The organism is Pseudomonas sp. ok272, from assembly GCF_900109995.1.
Taxonomy (GTDB): domain Bacteria; phylum Pseudomonadota; class Gammaproteobacteria; order Pseudomonadales; family Pseudomonadaceae; genus Aquipseudomonas.
Genome location: NZ_FOCB01000008.1, coordinates 227,622 through 247,042 on the forward strand (window position 1 = coordinate 227,622; position 19,421 = coordinate 247,042).

14 protein-coding genes are annotated in these 19,421 nt (G+C 60.7%); 12 read left to right on the forward strand and 2 right to left on the reverse strand.

What is annotated here, in order from left to right; translation table 11 throughout:
- The first annotated feature begins 1 nt into the window (after position 1).
- From BMW74_RS14130 to BMW74_RS14150, 5 genes are all read left to right on the forward strand, one after another.
- The gene (locus tag BMW74_RS14130; RefSeq protein ID WP_093421393.1) at positions 2-1,249 is read left to right on the forward strand and encodes an aminotransferase class III-fold pyridoxal phosphate-dependent enzyme; all 1,248 of its coding nucleotides are present in this window, start codon (positions 2-4) and stop codon (positions 1,247-1,249) included.
- Positions 1,246-1,977: a PIG-L deacetylase family protein gene (locus tag BMW74_RS14135; RefSeq protein ID WP_093421398.1), complete on the forward strand. Its 732-nt coding sequence runs from the start codon at positions 1,246-1,248 to the stop codon at positions 1,975-1,977. The genes BMW74_RS14130 and BMW74_RS14135 overlap by 4 nt, the downstream gene beginning before the upstream one ends.
- A gap of 97 nt (positions 1,978-2,074) precedes the next feature.
- A complete protein-coding gene (locus tag BMW74_RS14140; RefSeq protein ID WP_093421403.1) occupies positions 2,075-3,349 on the forward strand; it encodes a DegT/DnrJ/EryC1/StrS aminotransferase family protein in 1,275 nt (424 codons plus the stop codon).
- A gap of 110 nt (positions 3,350-3,459) precedes the next feature.
- Positions 3,460-5,292 (forward strand): ABC transporter ATP-binding protein, encoded by a 1,833-nt coding sequence (locus tag BMW74_RS14145; protein ID WP_093421408.1) that lies wholly within the window; start codon positions 3,460-3,462, stop codon positions 5,290-5,292.
- 82 nt (positions 5,293-5,374) lie between these two features.
- Positions 5,375-9,079 carry a hypothetical protein gene (locus BMW74_RS14150; protein WP_093421412.1) on the forward strand — a complete coding sequence of 1,235 codons (3,705 nt, stop codon included), beginning with the start codon at positions 5,375-5,377 and terminating at the stop codon, positions 9,077-9,079.
- Positions 9,080-9,188: 109 nt separating this feature from the next.
- On the opposite strand, the gene BMW74_RS14155 is transcribed toward BMW74_RS14150, so the two are convergent.
- On the reverse strand, positions 9,189-10,034 hold the full coding sequence (locus BMW74_RS14155) for a lipopolysaccharide kinase InaA family protein (protein WP_256562571.1): 846 nt from the start codon (positions 10,032-10,034) through the stop codon (positions 9,189-9,191).
- A gap of 140 nt (positions 10,035-10,174) precedes the next feature.
- On the opposite strand from BMW74_RS14155, the gene lexA reads away from it, so the two are divergent.
- Genes lexA through BMW74_RS14175 form a run of 4 tightly spaced genes read left to right on the forward strand, consistent with a single transcriptional unit; the run spans position 10,175 to position 15,906 of the window.
- Positions 10,175-10,792 (forward strand): transcriptional repressor LexA, encoded by a 618-nt coding sequence (gene lexA / locus BMW74_RS14160; RefSeq protein WP_093421416.1) that lies wholly within the window; start codon positions 10,175-10,177, stop codon positions 10,790-10,792.
- Positions 10,792-11,409, forward strand: coding sequence for a translesion DNA synthesis-associated protein ImuA (gene imuA, locus BMW74_RS14165; protein ID WP_093421420.1), 618 nt, complete (start codon positions 10,792-10,794; stop codon positions 11,407-11,409). The genes lexA and imuA overlap by 1 nt, the downstream gene beginning before the upstream one ends.
- A gap of 7 nt (positions 11,410-11,416) precedes the next feature.
- Positions 11,417-12,832, forward strand: coding sequence for a Y-family DNA polymerase (locus BMW74_RS14170; RefSeq protein ID WP_093421425.1), 1,416 nt, complete (start codon positions 11,417-11,419; stop codon positions 12,830-12,832).
- Positions 12,808-15,906 (forward strand): error-prone DNA polymerase, encoded by a 3,099-nt coding sequence (locus tag BMW74_RS14175; RefSeq protein ID WP_218189038.1) that lies wholly within the window; start codon positions 12,808-12,810, stop codon positions 15,904-15,906. Before BMW74_RS14170 ends, BMW74_RS14175 begins: the two co-directional genes overlap by 25 nt.
- A gap of 22 nt (positions 15,907-15,928) precedes the next feature.
- Here BMW74_RS14175 and BMW74_RS14180 read toward each other — a convergent pair whose 3' ends face one another.
- The gene (locus BMW74_RS14180; protein ID WP_175479219.1) at positions 15,929-16,831 is read right to left on the reverse strand and encodes an alpha/beta fold hydrolase; all 903 of its coding nucleotides are present in this window, start codon (positions 16,829-16,831) and stop codon (positions 15,929-15,931) included.
- Between the two features lie 452 nt (positions 16,832-17,283).
- On the opposite strand from BMW74_RS14180, the gene BMW74_RS14185 reads away from it, so the two are divergent.
- The 3 genes from BMW74_RS14185 to BMW74_RS14195 are packed head-to-tail and all read left to right on the forward strand — an operon-like array spanning position 17,284 to position 19,003.
- Positions 17,284-17,952 (forward strand): CsgG/HfaB family protein, encoded by a 669-nt coding sequence (locus tag BMW74_RS14185; protein ID WP_175479222.1) that lies wholly within the window; start codon positions 17,284-17,286, stop codon positions 17,950-17,952.
- A gap of 26 nt (positions 17,953-17,978) precedes the next feature.
- Entirely contained in the window at positions 17,979-18,347 is a 369-nt protein-coding gene (locus BMW74_RS14190; RefSeq protein WP_093421444.1) for a DUF4810 domain-containing protein, read from the forward strand.
- Positions 18,344-19,003: a DUF799 domain-containing protein gene (locus BMW74_RS14195; RefSeq protein WP_093421449.1), complete on the forward strand. Its 660-nt coding sequence runs from the start codon at positions 18,344-18,346 to the stop codon at positions 19,001-19,003. Before BMW74_RS14190 ends, BMW74_RS14195 begins: the two co-directional genes overlap by 4 nt.
- Positions 19,004-19,421: the final 418 nt, after the last annotated feature.

Consider the following 19,421-nt stretch of genomic DNA (forward strand, 5'->3'; position numbering starts at 1 on the left):
CATGGACAGACCCCCCCACATCGTTACCGACATTTACACCGCACAGCCCAGGCTGCGGGCAGTCAGTTCTAGTGGCGCCACGGTGACACTCTCGGACGGCAAACAGTACATAGACCTGATGAATGGTAAAGGCAGCGTCACGCTCGGGCACCATCACCCAGTAGTGAATTCAGCGATTACGCGCCATTTACACAGCCGGCTAGCATCGGCGACCTGCTGGAGCGACCTTCATGAGATGCTCTCAAACCGGATCATCGACGACATCGGAATGGATGAAGCACGGCTTGCCCTATTCAGCACGGGGACGGAAGCCTGCCGGGCCGCCGTTCAGGTTGCGCGGCAATTCACGGGCCGGCACATCATTGTGAGTGCGGGTTATCACGGCTGGGGCGACTATTGGACCAGCAGCGACTACTTGCTGGAAGCCAATGCGAGTGGAGTTATTGACTTCTACTTTGTGCCGGAACTGCTGGAACAGGTGCTTGAGCAGCATCGCGGACAAACGGCCATGGTGATTTTGTCGCCCGACTACGTCCACTTGCAACCGAATACACTTTGTCGGCTGGCGCAGATCGCACGACATGAGGGGGTGCTGCTGTGCTGCGATGACGTCAAGCAAGGCTACCGCTCGGTGTGCGGCTCCCAATTTTCAGGGAGGGTCGGCTTCCATGCCGATCTGTACACCTTCGCCAAAGGATTGGCGAATGGCCACCGACTGTCGTGCCTGATGGGCCGACCCGATGTGATGGCGGCGGCGAAGGAGTTTACCTATACCGGCTATTTTGACACGATCCCGATCGTGGCGGCGTTGGCCACGCTGGACTACATGGACAGCCACGACGGTTACCAGCGATTGGTCCAATGTGGAGCCACCCTTGCTTCAGAAATGCGTAATATTGTGCAGCGCAGGGAGCTGCCGATCGAGATATACGGCGATGGTCCACTGCTGCAAATCGTGGGTGCCACCGAGGCATTGGACCAGGCCTTGTACGCGAATTGCGCCATCGCGGGCTTACTTCTATACGAAGGGGACAATCAAGCTATCTCGCTCGCGACCGGCGAAGTGCTTGACGAATTGCTCGAACGTTTCGAGAAAGGACTCACTGCCACTTCGCAACGGTTCGGAAGAGGCGATCCTGCGTCAATTAGTCCGCAGCGGCGCTTCCAGGCGGCCTTTCACATGATGGACGGAGCCAGCGATGTAGTTCCTGTCGAGGAAGCGATTCGTTGGATCAAGGGCGCGCGATGAGCTCGTCATCCCTAGCGTCGATGATGGGTAGGCGCATCTTGCTGCTATCACCGCACGCGGATGATATTGCCTATTCCATAGGCGGCATCGTCGCGCAGCTTTCCATGCAAGCGGATATCCGTCTCATGACAATCTTCGGTCACAGCGGTTGGGTACTGCCGCAGGCTTTGTGCGAGAAATCTGTAGATGCGATATCGGTAGAGCGGGAGCGAGAAGATCGTGCGTATTGCGCGCGACGGCGGATCAATTACGACCACCTGTCCTTTCCGGACAGCTTCGTGATGGGATATGACAAAGAGACGGAACTTAGCATCTCCGCCACCGATGACCCCAGGACCGAAGGTGTCGTGAACTTGATTCGTAACGCCGTGGCGCATCGAGTGCCTCAGGTCGTGCTTGCTCCCTGCGGCCTTGGCGGGCATGTCGATCATCAGATCGTCCGAATTGCCGCAGACGCGCTGCATCACGTCGAAGTCCTTTACTACGAAGACGTTCCCTACAGCTCAAACTTGCCGCTTCCCGAGCTCGAAAGACAGCTTGCCGTTCAAGGCCTAACACCCGCCATGACGGCCGACATCGAAGTTGTGTTGGAAAGTAAATGCGAGGACATGTGGGGATACCGCTCACAGACCAGTGCATCCACCATCGCTGAGATGCTGCTACATGCCGGTCGTGTCGGCATCGACACCGCACGATATGCGGAGCGTCTGTGGCGCCGCGTGAACTGAATTCGTTCTAGTGAAAGAATTGATCCAGAACAACCGCTGGCTAGATCTCGTGGCTGTCCAGGTCAGACCGAATTAACCCTGATTGACGGAGGCATCCATGTTGGAAAAACTAGCAATTTACGGAGGGAAAAGGGTCCACGACGGGAATTGGCCCAATTGGCCCCAGAGCACTGAGAGCACACAGCGTAATGTTAATGCCGTGCTGGGCGGTCACCGGTGGTCCATCAGTGGTCAATACCGTGGGCAGCCGTCTTGGGAAGAGCGTTTCGGACACGCGTTTGCTGTTTACACAGGCGCCAGGTATTGCGTGCCGTCCTCGACGGGGACCGCCAGTTTGAGCATGGCGTTGGAGGCCAGCGAGGTCGGGGCATACGACGAGGTGATCGTGCCAGGTGTGAGCTGGGTTACGTCAGCATCCGCGGTGCTCGGAATCAATGCTATTCCCGTCCTGACCGACGTGGAGACAAAGACGGGCTGCCTTGATCCCGTGGCAGTTGAACGCGCAATTACGCCGCGTACGCGAGCCATAACTGTGGTGCATCTTGGATCGGCGGTCGCCGATTTGGATCGCCTGGTGGCGATCGCCCAAGCGCGCTCCATTCCATTGATCGAAGATTGCGCACAGGCACATGGCGCCCGGTACGCCGGTCGGCATGTGGGTTGCTTCGGTGCGGCAGGTACTTTTTCGATGCAGCACAGCAAGCTGCTGACGAGCGGAGAGGGTGGGGCAGTAATTACCGACAACCCGAGCCTCGCACGCCGTCTGGCACATCTGCGGGCCGACGGCCGAACGCTCTCCGCGCAGCCGCCTAGAATGGACGAGATGGCGCTGGTCGAGAGCGCGGAGATCATGGGTAACAACCACTGTCTCTCCGAATTTCATGCCGCGATCTTGGTGGCGCAACTAGAAGTGTTGGACGAGCAACTGGCACATAGGCGTCGTAATGCCGCCGTTCTGGACAGCTTTCTGGTTGCTCTTGGTTTCCTGCCACAGGCTACCTCCCCTCGCACCACGGAACGGGCGTATTACACCTACGTAGTGCGATTGCCGCAGTCGATTGTCGAGACCCAGGGCGCTGAACGGTTTGCTGCGGCGCTGTCTGCGGAAATCGGATTGCCCTGCAAGACGATGTACAGCGCGCTTAACCAGAATCGTCTCTACAAGCCCTTCTCGCGAAACCGGTTCGCGCTGGGCAAGGTATTCACCGATGCGGTCGATCCATCCCGTTATCAGTTGCCTATAGCGCAAGACTTTTCCAAGTCATGCATCGTTCTGCCTCACCGCATGCTGTTGGCTGATACGAGCGCGATAGAGCATGTGGCTGCCGCTTTCGAAAAGGTAGCCAGGTTGATAGACAACCGGCGTACTTGAGCGGACCGCGCAAGGGGTGCGTTTATCGCATGGTCTTGATATGTCAACGCATCACCCACCATCCGGTAGAGCGTTTCGCATCAGCCGCGGACTGTCAGTGAGGCTATATTTTGCTAAGCTTCTTTGAAAAACTGCTGTACCCGTTTCCTGCCACCGAGCCATCTCCGCCGCCCCAGGGATTCTTCGTCTTTCTTTGGGTTTGTACGCAGGGAGTACGGGGCAATATCGCAGCCTTGGCGGTACTTACGATAATAATGTCGGCGTTAGAGGTCCTGCTGATTGCTATGCTCGGGAACATCGTCGACTGGCTCAGTGCCCAGGTGCCGTCGCGTCTGTGGGCTGAGCGCGGCGAGACATTACTATGGCTGGTCGCCGCGTTGGTGGGCAGCATCGCAGTAGTGGCGCTACAGACTGTCGTCAAACATCAGACTCTCACTGTGAACTTGCCCATGCGGTTGCGGTGGAACTTTCACAGGCTGATGTTGGGGCAGAGCATGGCCTTCTATCAGGATGAGTTTGCGGGTCGTATCACGGCCAAGGTGATGCAAACCTCACTTGCAGTGCGCGAAACCATTTTCGTGCTGGCCGACGTCATGGTCGCTATGAGTGTATACGTGACGACCATGATCATCCTGGTTGGCGTGCTTGATGTGCAATTGGTATGGCCTTTCGTGATCTGGCTCGTCCTCTACGTCGTCGCGGTATCCTATTTCGTGCCTCGCCTTGGCAAGTTAGGCAAGGAGCAGGCTGATGCTCGTGCGCTGTTGACGGGGCGCGTGACCGACGCCTATACCAACATCGCCACCGTCAAACTGTTCTCGCATACACAGCGTGAGGCAGAGTTTGCGCTCGAGGCCATGCGCGAGTTCATGTACACCGGCTACGGTGAGATGCGGCTGGTGAGTGCCTTTGAGATCGTTAACCATCTCCTGAGCATTGGGCTCACGATTGGCGCGACAGGTACCGCGTTGTGGCTGTGGTCGCAAGGTGCTGTAGGAGTGGGCGCCGTTGCTGCCGGTACCGCTATGGCGTTGCGGCTGCAGGGCATGTCGCAATGGCTTATGTGGGAGATGACTAGCCTATTTGAGAATGTCGGCATAGTGCAGGACGGCATGAAGACGCTGTCGATCCCACCTACCGTTCTGGATACGCCTGACGCCATCGAGCTCGTAGCAACACGTGGCGAGGTTTGCTTCGAGCGAGTGAGCTTTCGCTACGCCGAATACGGTTGCCGCGTGATCAACGATTTGGACCTCACAATCAAGCCAGGTGAAAAAGTTGGTCTGGTTGGCCGCTCAGGTGCCGGCAAGTCGACGTTATTGAACTTGCTGCTGCGCTTCCATGATCTAGAAAGCGGTCGCATCTTGATTGACGGGCAGAACATCGCACACGCTACACAGAATTCGTTGCGCAGCCAAATCGGCATGGTCACGCAGGACATCTCGCTGCTGCACCGGTCGGTAGCAGACAACATTTCTTACGGCAGACCTGATGCGACGCCGGCGCAGATCGAGGCGGCTGCCCGGCGCGCAGAGGCACACACCTTTATCCGAAATCTCTGCGATGCGAGCAAGCGTAGCTGTTACGAGGCGCATGTGGGTGAGCGCGGTGTCAAGCTCTCGGGCGGGCAGCGTCAACGTATTGTAATTGCGCGCGTAATGCTTAAGGACGCGCCGATCCTGCTGCTCGATGAGGCAACCAGTGCACTTGATTCCGAAGTCGAATCCATTATTCAGGAAAGCCTTTTCCAGTTAATGGAAGGCAAGACTGTGATCGCGATTGCGCACCGGCTGTCCACCATTGCAGCGATGGACCGTTTGATCGTGCTTGATGGGGGGCGTGTTGTTGAACAGGGCAACCATACGACGCTGCTTACGCAAGGAGGTCTTTACGCGAGGTTGTGGGCTCGCCAGAGCGGCGGGTTTCTGGGCGACCCAAAATGAAAGTGTAACGAGGTTGATATCCCAGTTGCTGGCCCATCTCCGTGCTGCACCACCCCATTCATCGAATCTTGAGTGCTAAACCATGACTACAGACGAGCAGCTCTACGGACCCAAGGTGGACCGTCTTCTGCGCATTCGGAGGAGCGAATCCCTAGGCAATCTTGTCCTGCCTATTTTCCCGATTGCCCCATTGCCAACCGCAGTGGCGGGCGGCTTGGCACAGACTGATGACGCGGTATTGACCTACGCAGCCGCTTTGAAGGAGGCTTTTCCGCAATTGACGCGAAGTGTGGAGGACGTTTGTGGTCCAGCACCTTGGATCGTGCGTAGTGCAGGTAATGAGGACCTGACGGATCATGTCAATGCCGGTGGCTACGAAAGCCTGATATGTCCCGAGCCACAAGGGTTGATGCGGTGCGTTGCCGCTGTGGCCATGAGTGGATTGACCGAGCATGCACGACGCCAGTTTGAGCTTTCGGGGCATTACGATCATGTCGAGGCAATTTCATGCTTTGTGCAGCCGTTGCTGAAGATCGATGTCTGCGACAATGTTGGCCACGATCATTCGCCGTATCTGGACACGGCAGTTCTTGATCACATGGAGGCGGTATGTAACGAGCTGATGCGGACATTCGATTTCATAGCGATCGATTGCGAATGGGGTCTTGAGACGGCAGTTGGTTTCGTGTCCGTGACCACCATCATGCCGAGAAACCCACAACTGATGAACGTCGCGCATACGATTGGTTTCGGTTTCGCCAGCGCTCAGAATACCGGCCAGCTGGCTACGGCCTTGGTCCTACGTCCGGCTTGCTCAGACCTTAGGCTATGGCGCGGGAGCCATCTACGCGCGACGACGGTGCGACGGTTGCATTTACTGCAGGCGCGGCCAGCGTATTTTGATGATGCCTTTCGCGATCGTTATGTGTTGACCGATGTATGCCATGAAGCGCTGATCGGACGCTACGATGTCGTGGAAGCAAGCTTATTGATGCTAGGTGCACAATCCTTGGGCCGCGCACTGGTGGCACCGGACCTTATGAGCGCTTGGCGCCGGTATCTTGCGCTCAGTGCAGGGGAGCAGGCCGACGTAGCGGTGGTGATCGTGGACGAAGGCAGTGCGGAGGAGCACGCGGGTATCATGTTCCGCCAGCAGAGAATTACCTGCGTCAGGATGGATACTCGACGCACGCCAGCCGGAGCAGACTACGTTGTATTTGACCGCGGCGTCTGTATTCTCGGCGACTCGACAATGTTGCGATCAATTCAGAGTGAGCTTCGCCGAGAGTTGGTGTTGCCCGATGATTGTGCTCTTGTTTTCACCGATGAGGTGTTGGTGCCTGGTGGTGAGCTCACGCGGGACTGCGTCGAATTCCTTTCCCAGTTGCGTCGTCTGCCAGTCGCACGAGAGGTCAAGGAACAGCTGTTCGCGCGTAGTGAACAGCCGATGCCAGCGAGGTGGATTCAACGCGCCGACGGCGTGGTGGAGTCACCCTCTCTACTCGCGGCAATCTGGCGGTCAAAGAACCCAGGGTATGCCGGCGAATGCTGTGCACTCACTGAGTTTTCGAGAGACTACGAACGTGCCGTCCAGGTGTCGCAGGATGCACCGAAGCGCGAACTGCGCACACTGTTCGCGCTGTCGTCCGTGACACGCACGCTGGTTGGGAGTGGTGACCTTCGAATCGTCATGGCGCTGCTCGACTGTGAAGCGGCGACCTCCTGGGTACCGCCGCAAACGTTGCGCCGCCTACTCGATTCGGCCACTGTGCAATTGACGGCGCTTCGGTGCGACAATGCAGTGTTGATTCTTGAAAGCGTGGCCTTCGTCAGGACGGAGTGTGCACGACTGCCGGTCTATGTGCTGGACGACGCCGTCTCCTACCTTGACGCATTGGCGCACGATCTTGAAGCCGGCTTGTTTGTCGAAGCGATGCTATCCATCCGTTCATTGGACTTGCCGATCGCAAGTGGAATCCTGCTTATGCGGCAGGCTCTCGATAATCCAGCCGTCCTTGAGTCGGTGGATGCATTCCGGCAGTCAGTAGCGTCGTTTAGGGGCATTGTGTCGGGTGACGATGCGACGGCAAGGCTTCCTCAGCAACTCAACGATACTTATTCGACGCTCCGGGGCAAGCTGTATGAGGCAGGTCTGGAAAATGTCGCCGAGCAGATCAGAGGATCGCTAGTCGAAACTTACGATGCCTCATTGAAAGGGCTGCTGGGGCGCGCGGTGGAGGAGGGCGACGTCAGCAGCTATCGCTGCTACCTCAAAGTGATGCAATGGTGGATCAAGTTCCTGAGCATCGGATCTCTGTCTGAGCGCGATGCCGCAGTGCTTCAGCGCTTTCAAATTTGGCTGCGTCAGTGGACTGATGAAGTGATCCCCGAGTCATTCGAGATGCAGGACCGTAACTGGCAGTTCGAGTTTGACGCCATTGTTGTTTCCCGCGAGACACCGCAGCGGTACGAGAATCCGCACGTTCTACACAATCTCCTCCACCAATACTCTCTAGCGTGTCTACGGCTTGATACGCTGGGGCTACCACGGCGGGTACAAGCGCTCGAACGCTTCTGCTCGACGTTTAGTAGTCGTTCGACAAAGGTTCTGCGTTTTGAGCGAGAGTTGCTCGAGATCCAGATTCCGATGGGAACGCACAAGGCGAGCTACGTATTCACGCCGCGGCAGATCTCGGTAGAGTGGACGGAGCCGCCTGATTGCACTGGCGGCGAAATCGCTCGGATCCTGGCGTTTGAGGTATTTCTAGATCGATTCCGCATCTGGATGTTTCCAGCGCTGACGATCCGGCGCGAACAAGTGCTGGGTACCTGGACCTTATTCATTCGCCTCAACACTCAAGGGTTAGCCCCCTGGGATTTCGAGGAACTCAGGTACTTTGTAGTCGCTACGCGTTTGCTATTCGACGCCTCTTATGATTTCTCGTATGTCGCCAACGTAGCCGTCGATGGCTTCGCCGAACGTTTTGACGGGTTGGAATGGAAGGCGATAATCACCACGCTGGTGCGGCATCGAGCGGTGCATGAGGACGCTTCGCAGTACGTCGCCTTGCATGCCCTGCCGATGTCGTCGACGGTCGCCGCGATAGCGCAGAGCCGAGTTGTTCGTGGTCTGCTCTTGCGTTGCCTGCGTAGGGGATTCGATTATTGTCGAGTTTTGATTGATGGGTATGCGCAATGGCTGAATGAGGAGTCCGAGGACAACAGGTTGTGGTCCAATCGCTATGAGTTGCTCCGCCAAGCTAGCCTTTTTCTGGCTGCCAACTGGCCAAGAGAGGCGCTTTCGGAACTCGCCGGGCGGGGAGTTTTCAATGTTGGCGATGATCTGGTTGCAGCTTGTCTGTTCAAACGCTTCGACCTTACTGATGACCTCCAGCAAGTCGTGGCAGCGGGATCATCAGTGCTATCTGGAATGTCGGGGATGATCGTGCGGCATGCCCCCGAAATTGCCGTAGCGGGCCGTGGCGCATCGTCCTTGGCTGCGCAACTGATCGGCACCGGAATTCGATTTCGCCGTGCGAAACATTTTTTAGTCGCACGCTTCGGCGATCGCCTTGGTCAGGACGTGTTGGCAGGTCTACTTCGGGACTTGGATACGGTTCCATGGGGACATATAGAAGACGCTGAACAGGTCATCCAGGCGCAGATTTCGATGTGTGGGCCTGTCTGTCGATTTGAACTAGAAAAAGGCATCGATTGGACGACGTTAGATTCGTGGCGGACTCTTGTGCAGAGGCGACCGGCCTACTTGGGGGTGACCGAGTGTTGATTTGTCGTGCGGACCCGAGAGCCGATACCGGATCTAGGCACGGCTGCCACAGGACGATATTTCCTGACGTGTCCTGCGAGCCGGTGGCTCTGATCTGCGGTGCCCCCCTTCAACTCAAATCCAGCACCGCCTCAGTGAACACCCGCCGACGTTCCTTGCGGCCGACGTGCCGGTGTTTGCAAGCCTGATAGAACCGCTGGAACTGTTCGCGATCAAGGTTCTCGTACGGTTCCAGGGCCTCCTCGACCAACGCATCGTATTGGGCTTCGGTGATGAAGCGGTAAATCTCCCGAAAGTAGAAGAAGCCGAACTGGAAGCCCAGGGTGGCGCTGAGGTGCTGGGGCTTGCTGTGGAAGCAATTCTCCAGGTCGATGCCTTTGGCCGGCAGGTCCTGGTGTTCGCTGAGCATGAGATTGGCGGCCCAGAAGTCCATGTGGGTAATGTGGTCTTCATTCAGGGAGCGCAGCAGGGCAAAGGACTTGCGGATCAACGGCTCGATCTGGCTTGGGTCGCGTTCCAGCCATTGCAGGCCATCAATGTGGCCTTCGAGCATGTGGGTGATGATGAAGAACTCGTCGATCAACCCCAGGCGTGACTTGCGGTAGCCGAACCCAATCAAGGGGGCGACGTCCGCGCCGCGATCATTGGCCTGGATGGCGTTCAGGAACTCTTCCACGGGCCAGTCGAACTCCCCGGTGCGCTTGGGCCTGCCGAGTGTGACGCGGAGCTTCGACTTGATGTTGTCCAGCGCCTGGGCCTTGGCAAACACCGTGACACCTGCGCTGCTGACCGGCGCACTCAAGCGCCTGGCCTTGGCGTGCCGACGGTTGTTGAGGAGTCCGAGCAGGGCTTGGGACATGCAGTTCGACGGCGTGTGATCGAGGTGGATCGTTGCGCGCATTGCCTTGAGGGTGCAGGGAAATTGACAGTCGATCTGATGCTTGCTGATGGGCACTTCGGCTTCCGTGATGTCGTATTGGAATCACGAAAATTTAACATATTTTTCACATTTATTGCATTTGTATCTAGGACGTTTCCCGCAAAGCAAGATCGATGACCGGTGGTGCTTGTAAGAAAATTCCCACAGGAGTACAAATGTACTCCATGACGACTTTAACGCCCCGCCGCGCCGCCATCCTGACCTTCATCCGCGACCGTATCGCGCACCAGGGTCAGTCTCCCAGCCTCGCCGAAATCAGCGAGGCGTTCGGTTTTGCCTCGCGTAGCGTCGCGCGCAAGCATGTGCTGGCGCTGACCGAGGCCGGTTTGATTGAGGTCAATCCGCATCAGGCCCGCGGTATTCGCCTGCTCAACCAACCCCGTCGCCCCGAACTGCTGGACATCCCGGTGCTCGGACGCGTCGCCGCCGGTGCGCCCATCGGCGTCGATGCCGACGTACACAGCCGTTTGTGGCTGGACCCGGCGCTGTTCTCCCGCACGCCCGATTACCTGTTGCGCGTGCAGGGTGACTCGATGAGGGACGACGGCATCCTCGACGGCGACCTGGTGGCGGTGCACCGCAGCAGTGAGGTGCAGAACGGCCAGGTCGTGGTGGCGCGGCTCGAAGGCGAAGTCACCATCAAGCGCTTCGAGCGCACGGGCGACACCGTACGCCTGCTGCCGCGCAACCCGGATTACCAGCCCATCGTGGTCGATGCCAGCCAGGACTTGGCCATTGAAGGGGTGTTCTGCGGCCTGGTGAGGCAAGGCTGATGGGCGCCGTTGTTGCCCTGGATACCCTGTTCAATGGTGGCCAGGTCTGGAAAGGCCGGCCTGCGCCACCGGCCGCCAGCCCGCAGCCCACCGGGCATGCCGCACTGGACGCCGCGTTGCCCTCGGGCGGTTGGCCGGAGGCAGCGCTGACGGAAATCCTTATCGCCGGGCAGGGCGTGGGAGAGTTGCACCTGCTGTGGCCGGCGCTGGCCCGCTTGACCCAGGCGGGTGAGCGGGTGGTCCTTGTCGCGCCGCCCCATGTGCCGTACCCCCAGGCGTGGCAGGCCGCCGGGGTGGATTTGCGTCAGCTATCGATCATTAAGGCCTGTGAGCGCGAGGCCTTGTGGGCGGCGGAACAATGCCTGCGTTCGGGCAGTTGCGGTGCGGTGCTGTGCTGGCCGAAGCAGGTGGACGACCGGGCCTTGCGTCGCTTGCAGGTGGCGGCTGAAACCGGACGCACCCTGGCGTTCGCCTACCGCTCGCTCAAGGAGGCGATCAACCCGTCGCCGGCGGCCCTGCGCATTGCCATTGATGCCAAGCCTGCGCAGTGGCGGGTGCTCAAGTGCCGTGGTGGATGGGTCAGCCCGGCGCCGATCGCTTTCGCCGCAGGGCATTGAGGTTGGCATGCGTTGGGTCTGTATTGTTTTCCCGCAATTGGCGCTGGACGCGGTGCTGCGTCAACGCAGCGATCCTGACGAACCGCTGGCGTTGCTGAGCGGCCCGCCTCAGCGCCGGGTGTTGCAGGCGGTCAACGAGTCGGCCAAGGCCCTGGGCCTGCGCCCTGGCCAGTCGATGAGCGCCGCCCAGGCCTTGAGCAAAGCCTTTGCCTGCGCCGACTATGATGGGGCGCACGTCGAGCACTGGCAGCAGTTCCTGGCGGCCTGGGCCTACGGTTTCAGCTCCCAGGTCAGCGTGCATTTCCCCCGTACCGTGTTGTTCGAGATTGAGTCGAGCCTGGGGCTGTTCGGCCCCTGGCCGCAGTTCGAGGCCCGGTTGCGGGCCGAACTCACCGCCCTGGGTTTTCGTCATCGCCTGGTGGCGGCGCCCAACCCGCTGGCGGCGCGAATCCTGGCCAATGCCCACGATGGCCTGGCGGTGGCCGACGATCAGGCGTTGCGGGCCTTGCTTGGGCGGATGTCGGTCGAGCGCATCGGCCTGGCGTCCACGGCGGCCAGCGCCTTGTCGCGCATGGGCCTGCGCACCTTGAGCCAGGTCCAGGCGTTGCCTCGGCAAACCCTGGCTCGACGCTTCGAGGCCCAGGTGCTCAAGCACATCGATACCCTGCTGGGCGAACGCCCGCTGGCCCTAGCGTTCTATCTGCCGCCGGATCGTTTTGATGTACGCATCGAACTCAATTTCGACGTGCAGTCCCATCAGGCGCTGCTGTTCCCGTTGCGCCGGCTGACGGGCGACCTGTCGACGTTCCTGGTGGGGCGGGACTGTGGCGTGCAGCGCTTTGACCTGCACCTGGAGCACGCTGGGTTGGCGGACAGCGTGATCAAGGTTGGCTTGCTCAGTGCCGAACGCGATCCCTTGATGCTCTTCGAGTTGGCGCGGGGCCGCCTGGAGCAGGTGCAGGTCGAGGCCCCGGTGCGTGGCTTTCGCCTGGTGGCCCAGGACTTGCCCAGCTTCGTTGCCCAGCGCCGCGAGCTGTTCGACGAGCGCCCGCAGCAGTCCTTGCCCTGGGAACAACTGCGCGAGCGCCTGCGTGCACGGTTGGGGGATGAGGCGGTACAAGGCCTGGGGTTTCAGGGCGATCATCGACCCGAATGTGCGTGGCAAGCGAGTGCACCCAGTCAGGTCGCCGCCGTGCTCGGCGATGTCCAGCGTCCCGGCTGGTTGTTGACCGAACCGCTGCCGGTCAACGAAGGCGCCGCCCGTATCCTCATGGGCCCGGAGCGCATCGAATCCGGCTGGTGGGATGGCGCCGATGTGCGCCGCGACTACTACCTGATCGAAACGCGCGCTGGGGCCAAGGGCTGGGCCTATCGAGGCGTGGGTGACAGCGGACCGTTGTGGCTGCAAGGTTGGTTCGCATGAGCGGTGGTTATGCCGAGTTGCATTGCCTGTCCAACTTCAGTTTCCAGCGCGGTGCCTCCAGCGCCCGCGAGTTGTTCGAGCGGGCCAGGCATCAGGGCTACCAGGCCCTGGCGATCACCGACGAGTGCACCCTGGCCGGCATCGTCCGCGCCTGGCAAGCCGCCAAGGCGGTGGACCTGGCGCTGATCATCGGCAGTGAGGTGCGCATTGAGGATGGGCCGAAGCTGGTGTTGCTGGTGGAGACCCTCGACGGCTACCAGGCCTTGTGTCGGCTGATTACCCACGCCCGCCGCCGTGCCGAAAAGGGTCAGTATCGGTTGCTGCGCGAAGACTTCGACGGCCCCCTGCCGGGGTTGCTGGCGTTGTGGTTGCCGCAGGATGAGCACGCGCCAGAGCAGGGTGCCTGGCTGAAAAGCCGGTTCGGCGAGCGCCTGTGGCTGGCGGTGGAGTTGCACTGCGGGCAGAACGACGTTCGGCGCCTGGCCGCCTTGCAGGCCCTGGCCGCGCAGTTGCAGATCCCGGCCGTGGCCAGCGGCGACGTGCACATGCATGCTCGTGGCCGGCGGGCCTTGCAGGACACCATGAGCGCGATTCGCTTGCATGTGCCGGTGGCCCAGGCCGGGCAACGCCTGTACGCCAATGGCGAACGGCACTTGCGCAGCCTGCAGGTGCTGGAGACGGTGTACCCGCCGGCCCTGCTCGCGCAAACCCTGGTCATTGCCCGGCGTTGCACCTTCGACCTGGGCCAGCTGCGCTACCAATACCCCCGGGAGTTGGTGCCCGAAGGCCAGACCCCGACGTCCTGGCTGCGCCACCTGACCGCACAAGGCCTGGACCGGCGCTGGCCGCAGGGGCCCGGCAGCCAGGTGCGGGTGCTGGTGGACAAAGAGTTGAAGCTGATCGAAGCGCTGGGCTATGAGAGCTACTTCCTCACCGTCGAAGACATCGTCAGCTTCGCCCGCCGCCAGCGCATCCTGTGCCAGGGGCGCGGCTCGGCGGCCAACTCGGCGGTGTGCTACGCCCTGGGCATCACCGAGATCGATCCGAGCCGGATGAACATGTTGTTCGAACGCTTCCTGTCCCGCGAGCGCAACGAGCCGCCGGACATCGACGTCGACTTCGAGCACGAGCGGCGCGAAGAAGTCTTGCAGTACGTGTTCCAGCGCTATGGCCGGCGCCGGGCGGCGCTGACGGCGGTGGTCAGCACCTATCACGCGGCGGGCGCGATTCGCGACGTGGCCAAGGCGCTCGGCCTGCCGGCGGACCAGATCAACGCCCTGGCCGATTGCTGCGGCCACTGGAGCGACGACGCGCCGCCCGTGGAGCGCTTGCGCGAAGGCGGCTTCGACCCGGACAGCCCGGTGCTGCGCCGGGTCCTGGGGCTGACCCGGCAACTGATTGGCTTCCCCCGGCACCTGTCCCAGCACCCGGGCGGCTTCGTGATCAGCGAACAACCGCTGGACAGCCTGGTGCCGGTGGAAAATGCAGCGATGGCCGAACGCACCATCATCCAGTGGGACAAGGACGATCTGGACATGATCGGCCTGCTCAAGGTGGATATCCTGGCCCTGGGCATGCTCAGCGCCATTCGCCGCTGTTTCGACCTGCTGCGCTACCACCGTGGCCTGGATCTGACGCTGGCGAGCATCCCGGCCGAAGACCGCGCCACCTACGAGATGATCAGCCGCGCCGACACCATCGGCGTGTTCCAGATCGAGTCCCGGGCACAGATGTCGATGCTGCCCCGGCTCAAGCCCCGCACCTTCTATGACCTGGTGATCGAAGTGGCCATCGTCCGCCCCGGGCCGATCCAGGGCGGCATGGTCCACCCGTACCTGCGCCGGCGCAATGGCGAGGAAGAGACCGTCTACCCCTCGGCGCAATTGCAGGGCGTGCTTGAGCGCACGCTGGGGGTGCCGCTGTTCCAGGAGCAGGTGATGCAGATCGCGATTGTCGCCGCCGACTACAGCCCCGGCGAAGCGGATCAGTTGCGCCGCTCCATGGCCGCCTGGAAGCGTCACGGCGGCCTGGAACCGCACGAGGTGCGCCTGCGCGAGGGCATGTTGAAGAACGGCTACTCGGCCGAGTTCGCCGCGCAGATCTTCGAGCAGATCAAGGGCTTTGGCAGCTACGGCTTTCCCGAGTCCCACGCGGCCAGCTTCGCCTTGTTGACCTATGCCAGTTGCTGGCTCAAGTGCCATGAACCGGCGGCGTTCGCTTGTGCGCTGATCAACAGTTGGCCTATGGGCTTTTATAACCCGGACCAGATTCTCCAGGACGCCCGCCGCCATCACGTGCAGATCCGAGCGGTGGAGGTGAATGCCAGCCATTGGGATTGCAGCCTGGAACCCATTGCCGGCGAGCAACCGGCCATTCGCCTGGGGTTGCGGATGATCAAGGGCTTTCGCGAGGACGATGCCCGGCGTATCGAGGCGGCACGCAGCCGGGGCGTCTTTATCGACATCGCCGACCTGGGTGAGTGCGCCCAACTCGACACCCGGGCCCAGGAATTGTTGGCCGATGCCGGGGCCCTGCACGCGCTGGCGGGGGATCGTCATCGCGCCCGCTGGGAAGTGGCGGGGGTGCACAAGCAACTGGGGTTGTTCGCCGGGCTGCCGAGCCAGGAAGAACCTGAGGTGTGCCTGCCGGTGCCCAGCGTCAGCGAAGACCTGCACGCTGACTACCATAGCCTTGGCACGACCCTGGGGCCCCATCCACTGGGGTTGTTGCGCCCGGCATTGCGCGCGCGGCGTTGCCGCAGCTCCCGGGAGCTGTTGGCCGTCGAGGGTGGACGCAACGTCAGCGTCGCCGGTCTGGTGACCGGGCGCCAGCGGCCGGGCACGGCCAGTGGCGTGACCTTTGTCACCCTGGAGGACGAATTTGGCAACATCAACGTGGTGGTCTGGCGCGACCTCGCCGAGCGTCAACGCAAGGTCCTGATTGGTTCGCAGCTACTCAAGGTCGATGGGCGCTGGGAGGTGGTCGGCGAAGTTCGCCACTTGATCGCCGGGCGCTTGAGTGACCTCAGCGAACTGCTCGATGGCATTCATGTGCCGAGTCGGGACTTTCACTGAGGTGCAAGGTTTCAGGTGGCGTTCATTGCCGGGTGCTGCGTTGGGTCTGCGCTTCAGTGCCGAGGATGAAATCCCCCAGAAGCTGCGCGGTTTCAGTTGGGCGCTCAATCATTGGCAGGTGATTGCAGCCTTCTAGGGTGACCAATCGCGTGTCCTGGGTAGTGGGCAGGCCGTTGCGCAAGGTATCCAGGGCCGAAATATCGATCACCTTGTCCTGGCGGCAGCCGACACCCAGCACGGGCAGGGTGAGTTGAGCCAGTCGCGGCTCTAGCGCAAGCCATTGGGACGGTATGCGGATGCGCGCCAGGGTCGACTCGATAAAGCTGCGCTGAGCCCGATTACCTGCAATCGCGTCGTCGACCTGTTGGTCAGACAGGGCCGGAGGCTTGAGGTACACCCATCGAGCCGTGCGCTCTACACCCGCGCGATCATCGTAGATAAACGGATTGATGCCGGCAGTCAGCGTTCGGATGAAGTCGTTTTCGGCAAAGCTCAGGCCCAGTGAGCCGATTAACGCCAGGCGCGCGACACGTGCGGGGTTCTCTGCCGCGTACACCCCGACAATGGCCCCGCCCATGGAGTGGCCGACCAGGGTCACGCCTTGTATATCGAGCGCCGTAATAAACGCATCGAGCCGTGCGGCCTGGGCGTCGATGTCATAGTTGCCCTGCGCGATGCGCGTTGATGCGCCCCAGCCGGGCAGGTCGGGGATGATCACATGAAAGCGTGTGGTGAGGGTTTCGCCGAGTGCGTGCCAGACCTCCTTGCTTGAAGCAAATCCATGGACCAGCAGCAGGGTGGGCCCGTTTTTCGCGCCTTCGTAATAGGACCATGTGCTGTCCCCGGCTTGAATGGATTGATTGGCCAGGGGCGAACTGGCCGCCGCGTGTGTGCTGCCCAAGGCGGCAAGGATGCAGATGAGCAAGAGGGCGAGCAGCCTGCTGCGCTGCCTATGAAAAAAAGCGGGGTATCGGTGAGCGTCCATGTCTTGGATATCCTGAGGGTTGCTGGGAGTTATGTCAGTGATGCCTGCGCAGCATTGAGCGCTAGGGAGAAGGGGAATGTGCTGGGGCTTTGGGGGCAGCAGCAATACTGGCCATTGGAAAATGTGCGAGCTGAAGTTTCGCGACCGATGTGGCCGATGGACGTTTCGCAGTACCGGGTGGTTGCCAGGTAATGATGTTCAAAAAGTCGGCGTCAAAAGATTAAACATTTGTTCTGGGTGATGGCACATTGGCATAATGCGCCGCGCCGACGTGCTGTACGTCCGTGACCGATCTACATTCCCCTCATGGCTTTCTCTGCCCCTGCAAGCGGCAGGGGCAGAGCATTGATGTGCCGGGATACACCGTTTTTCAAAGGGAATAAAGCGTGAGAATGATGTCTCGAATGTTGTTGTCAGGTGCCGCGATGGCCGTCATGGGCGTGATGTCCGGTTGTGCCACCGAAACCTCCCAAGCATTGCCGGTCGCCAAGGTTGAAAGCGCCACTCAAGTCTGGACCGGCGTGCGTGTGCCGATGTCCGTTGGCAAATTCGACAACCGCTCCAGCTACATGCGCGGCATCTTCTCCGATGGCGTGGACCGTCTCGGCGGCCAGGCCAAGACCATCCTGATCACCCACTTGCAGCAGACCAACCGCTTCAGCGTGCTGGACCGCGACAACCTGGGCGAGATCCAGCAGGAAGCCGCAATCAAGGGCCAGGCCCAGCACCTCAAGGGTGCCGATTATGTGGTGACCGGCGATGTCACCGAGTTCGGCCGCAAGGAAACCGGCGATCGCCAGTTGTTCGGCATCCTCGGTCGTGGCAAGACCCAAGTGGCCTACGCCAAGGTCGCGTTGAACATCGTCAACATCAACACCTCGGAAGTGGTGTATTCGGCCCAGGGCGCGGGTGAATATGCCTTGTCCAACCGCGAAGTGATCGGTTTTGGCGGTACCGCTGCCTACGATTCGACCCTCAACGGCAAAGTGCTCGACCTGGCCATGCGCGAGGCGGTCAACCGCCTGGTGGACGGCATGAACGCCGGTGCCTGGAAGCCGTAAACAATCGATAACAAGGAGTGATACCGATGAACACATACTTGGCATGGCCACTGATGGCCTTGACCTTGTCGGGCAGCGCATTGCTGGTCGGCTGCAGCAGCCCGAAAACCCTGTACCAGTGGGAAAGCTACCAACCACAGGTATACGAATACTTCAAGGGCGAAGAGCCCAAGGAAGCCCAGGCCGAAGCGCTTGAGCGCGACCTGCAGAAGATCAAATCCACCGGCAGCACCCCGCCACCGGGCTACCACGCCCAGTTGGGCCTGTTGTACTCGAGCCTGGGAAAAGACGACCAGATGGTCCAGGAACTCCGCACCGAGAAAGCCCTGTTCCCTGAGTCCGGTCCGTTCATGGACTTCCTGCTCAAGAATGCCAAGACCGGAGACGCCAAATGATCTCGCGCTCATTGAAACTGATGGCCGGCGCCTTGACCCTGGCGTTGCTGGGCGGTTGTGCCGCGCCCAAGACCATTGACTACGCGGCCTACAAGCAAGCCCGCCCCAAGAGCATCCTGGTGCTGCCGCCGCTGAACAACTCGCCGGACGTCAAGGCCACCTACAGCATGTTGTCCCAGGTGACCTTTCCGTTGGCTGAAGCCGGCTACTACGTGATGCCGATTGCGCTGGTGGACGAGACGTTCCGCCAGAATGGCCTGACCACGCCGGCCGACATCCACCAGGCGTCGGGTAGCAAGCTGCAGGAGATCTTCGGTGCTGATGCGGCGTTGTACATCACCGTCACGGAATACGGCACCAGCTACATGGTGATCAGCAGTGCGACCGTGGTGACGGCCACGGCCAAGCTGGTGGACCTGAAGACCGGCACCACCTTGTGGACCGGTGCGGCACGGGCGTCGAGCGAAGAGGGCGGCAACAACGGTGGCGGTGGCCTGATCGGCATGCTGATCACCGCGGCGGTCAAGCAGATCATCAACAGCTCCACCGACGCCGGCCACCCGATTGCCGGTGTGGCCAGCGCGCGCCTGCTGTCGGCGGGGCAGCCAGCAGGCCTGTTGTACGGGCCGCGTTCGCCCAAGTATGGCTCTGACTGATGTGAGTTGAATGCGCTGGCGAAGCTGAGTGTCAGTCACCCGATGGGTTGGCTGATACACCGCTATCGCGGGCCAGCCCGCTCCCACCCTGGTCCACGGCGAACACACATCCGGGGGCAGCTCAATTCCTTGTAGGAGCGAGGCTTGCCCTAATGCCAGTCAGTTAAGCGAAACCCGCGTGGGAGCGAGCCTGCTCGCGATAGCAGTAGGTCAGTCAACGGAGATGTTGGCTGTGTTGCCGTCTTCGCGAGCAGGCTCGCTCCCACAGGTTTGGCGCCTTAACTGACTGGCATTAAGGCTTGCCCGCGAAGGCGGTAAGCCTGACGACATCGATGTTGAATGGGCTGGCCGGTTCGCGGGCAAGCCTCGCTCCTACGGGCTCAACCCAGATTCCTGCTCGCGATGGCGGTGACGAGCG

Bases quoted from the DNA above. Each gene is read 5' to 3' on its own strand.
- BMW74_RS14190 (WP_093421444.1), top strand. From the start codon at position 17,979: ATGAACACATACTTGGCATGGCCACTGATGGCCTTGACCTTGTCGGGC.
- BMW74_RS14140 (WP_093421403.1), top strand. From the start codon at position 2,075: ATGTTGGAAAAACTAGCAATTTACGGAGGGAAAAGGGTCCACGACGGG.
- BMW74_RS14150 (WP_093421412.1), top strand. From the start codon at position 5,375: ATGACTACAGACGAGCAGCTCTACGGACCCAAGGTGGACCGTCTTCTG.
- BMW74_RS14170 (WP_093421425.1), top strand. From the start codon at position 11,417: ATGCGTTGGGTCTGTATTGTTTTCCCGCAATTGGCGCTGGACGCGGTG.
- BMW74_RS14195 (WP_093421449.1), top strand. From the start codon at position 18,344: ATGATCTCGCGCTCATTGAAACTGATGGCCGGCGCCTTGACCCTGGCG.
- lexA (WP_093421416.1), top strand. From the start codon at position 10,175: ATGTACTCCATGACGACTTTAACGCCCCGCCGCGCCGCCATCCTGACC.
- BMW74_RS14185 (WP_175479222.1), top strand. From the start codon at position 17,284: ATGATGTCTCGAATGTTGTTGTCAGGTGCCGCGATGGCCGTCATGGGC.
- BMW74_RS14130 (WP_093421393.1), top strand. From the start codon at position 2: ATGGACAGACCCCCCCACATCGTTACCGACATTTACACCGCACAGCCC.
- imuA (WP_093421420.1), top strand. From the start codon at position 10,792: ATGGGCGCCGTTGTTGCCCTGGATACCCTGTTCAATGGTGGCCAGGTC.
- BMW74_RS14135 (WP_093421398.1), top strand. From the start codon at position 1,246: ATGAGCTCGTCATCCCTAGCGTCGATGATGGGTAGGCGCATCTTGCTG.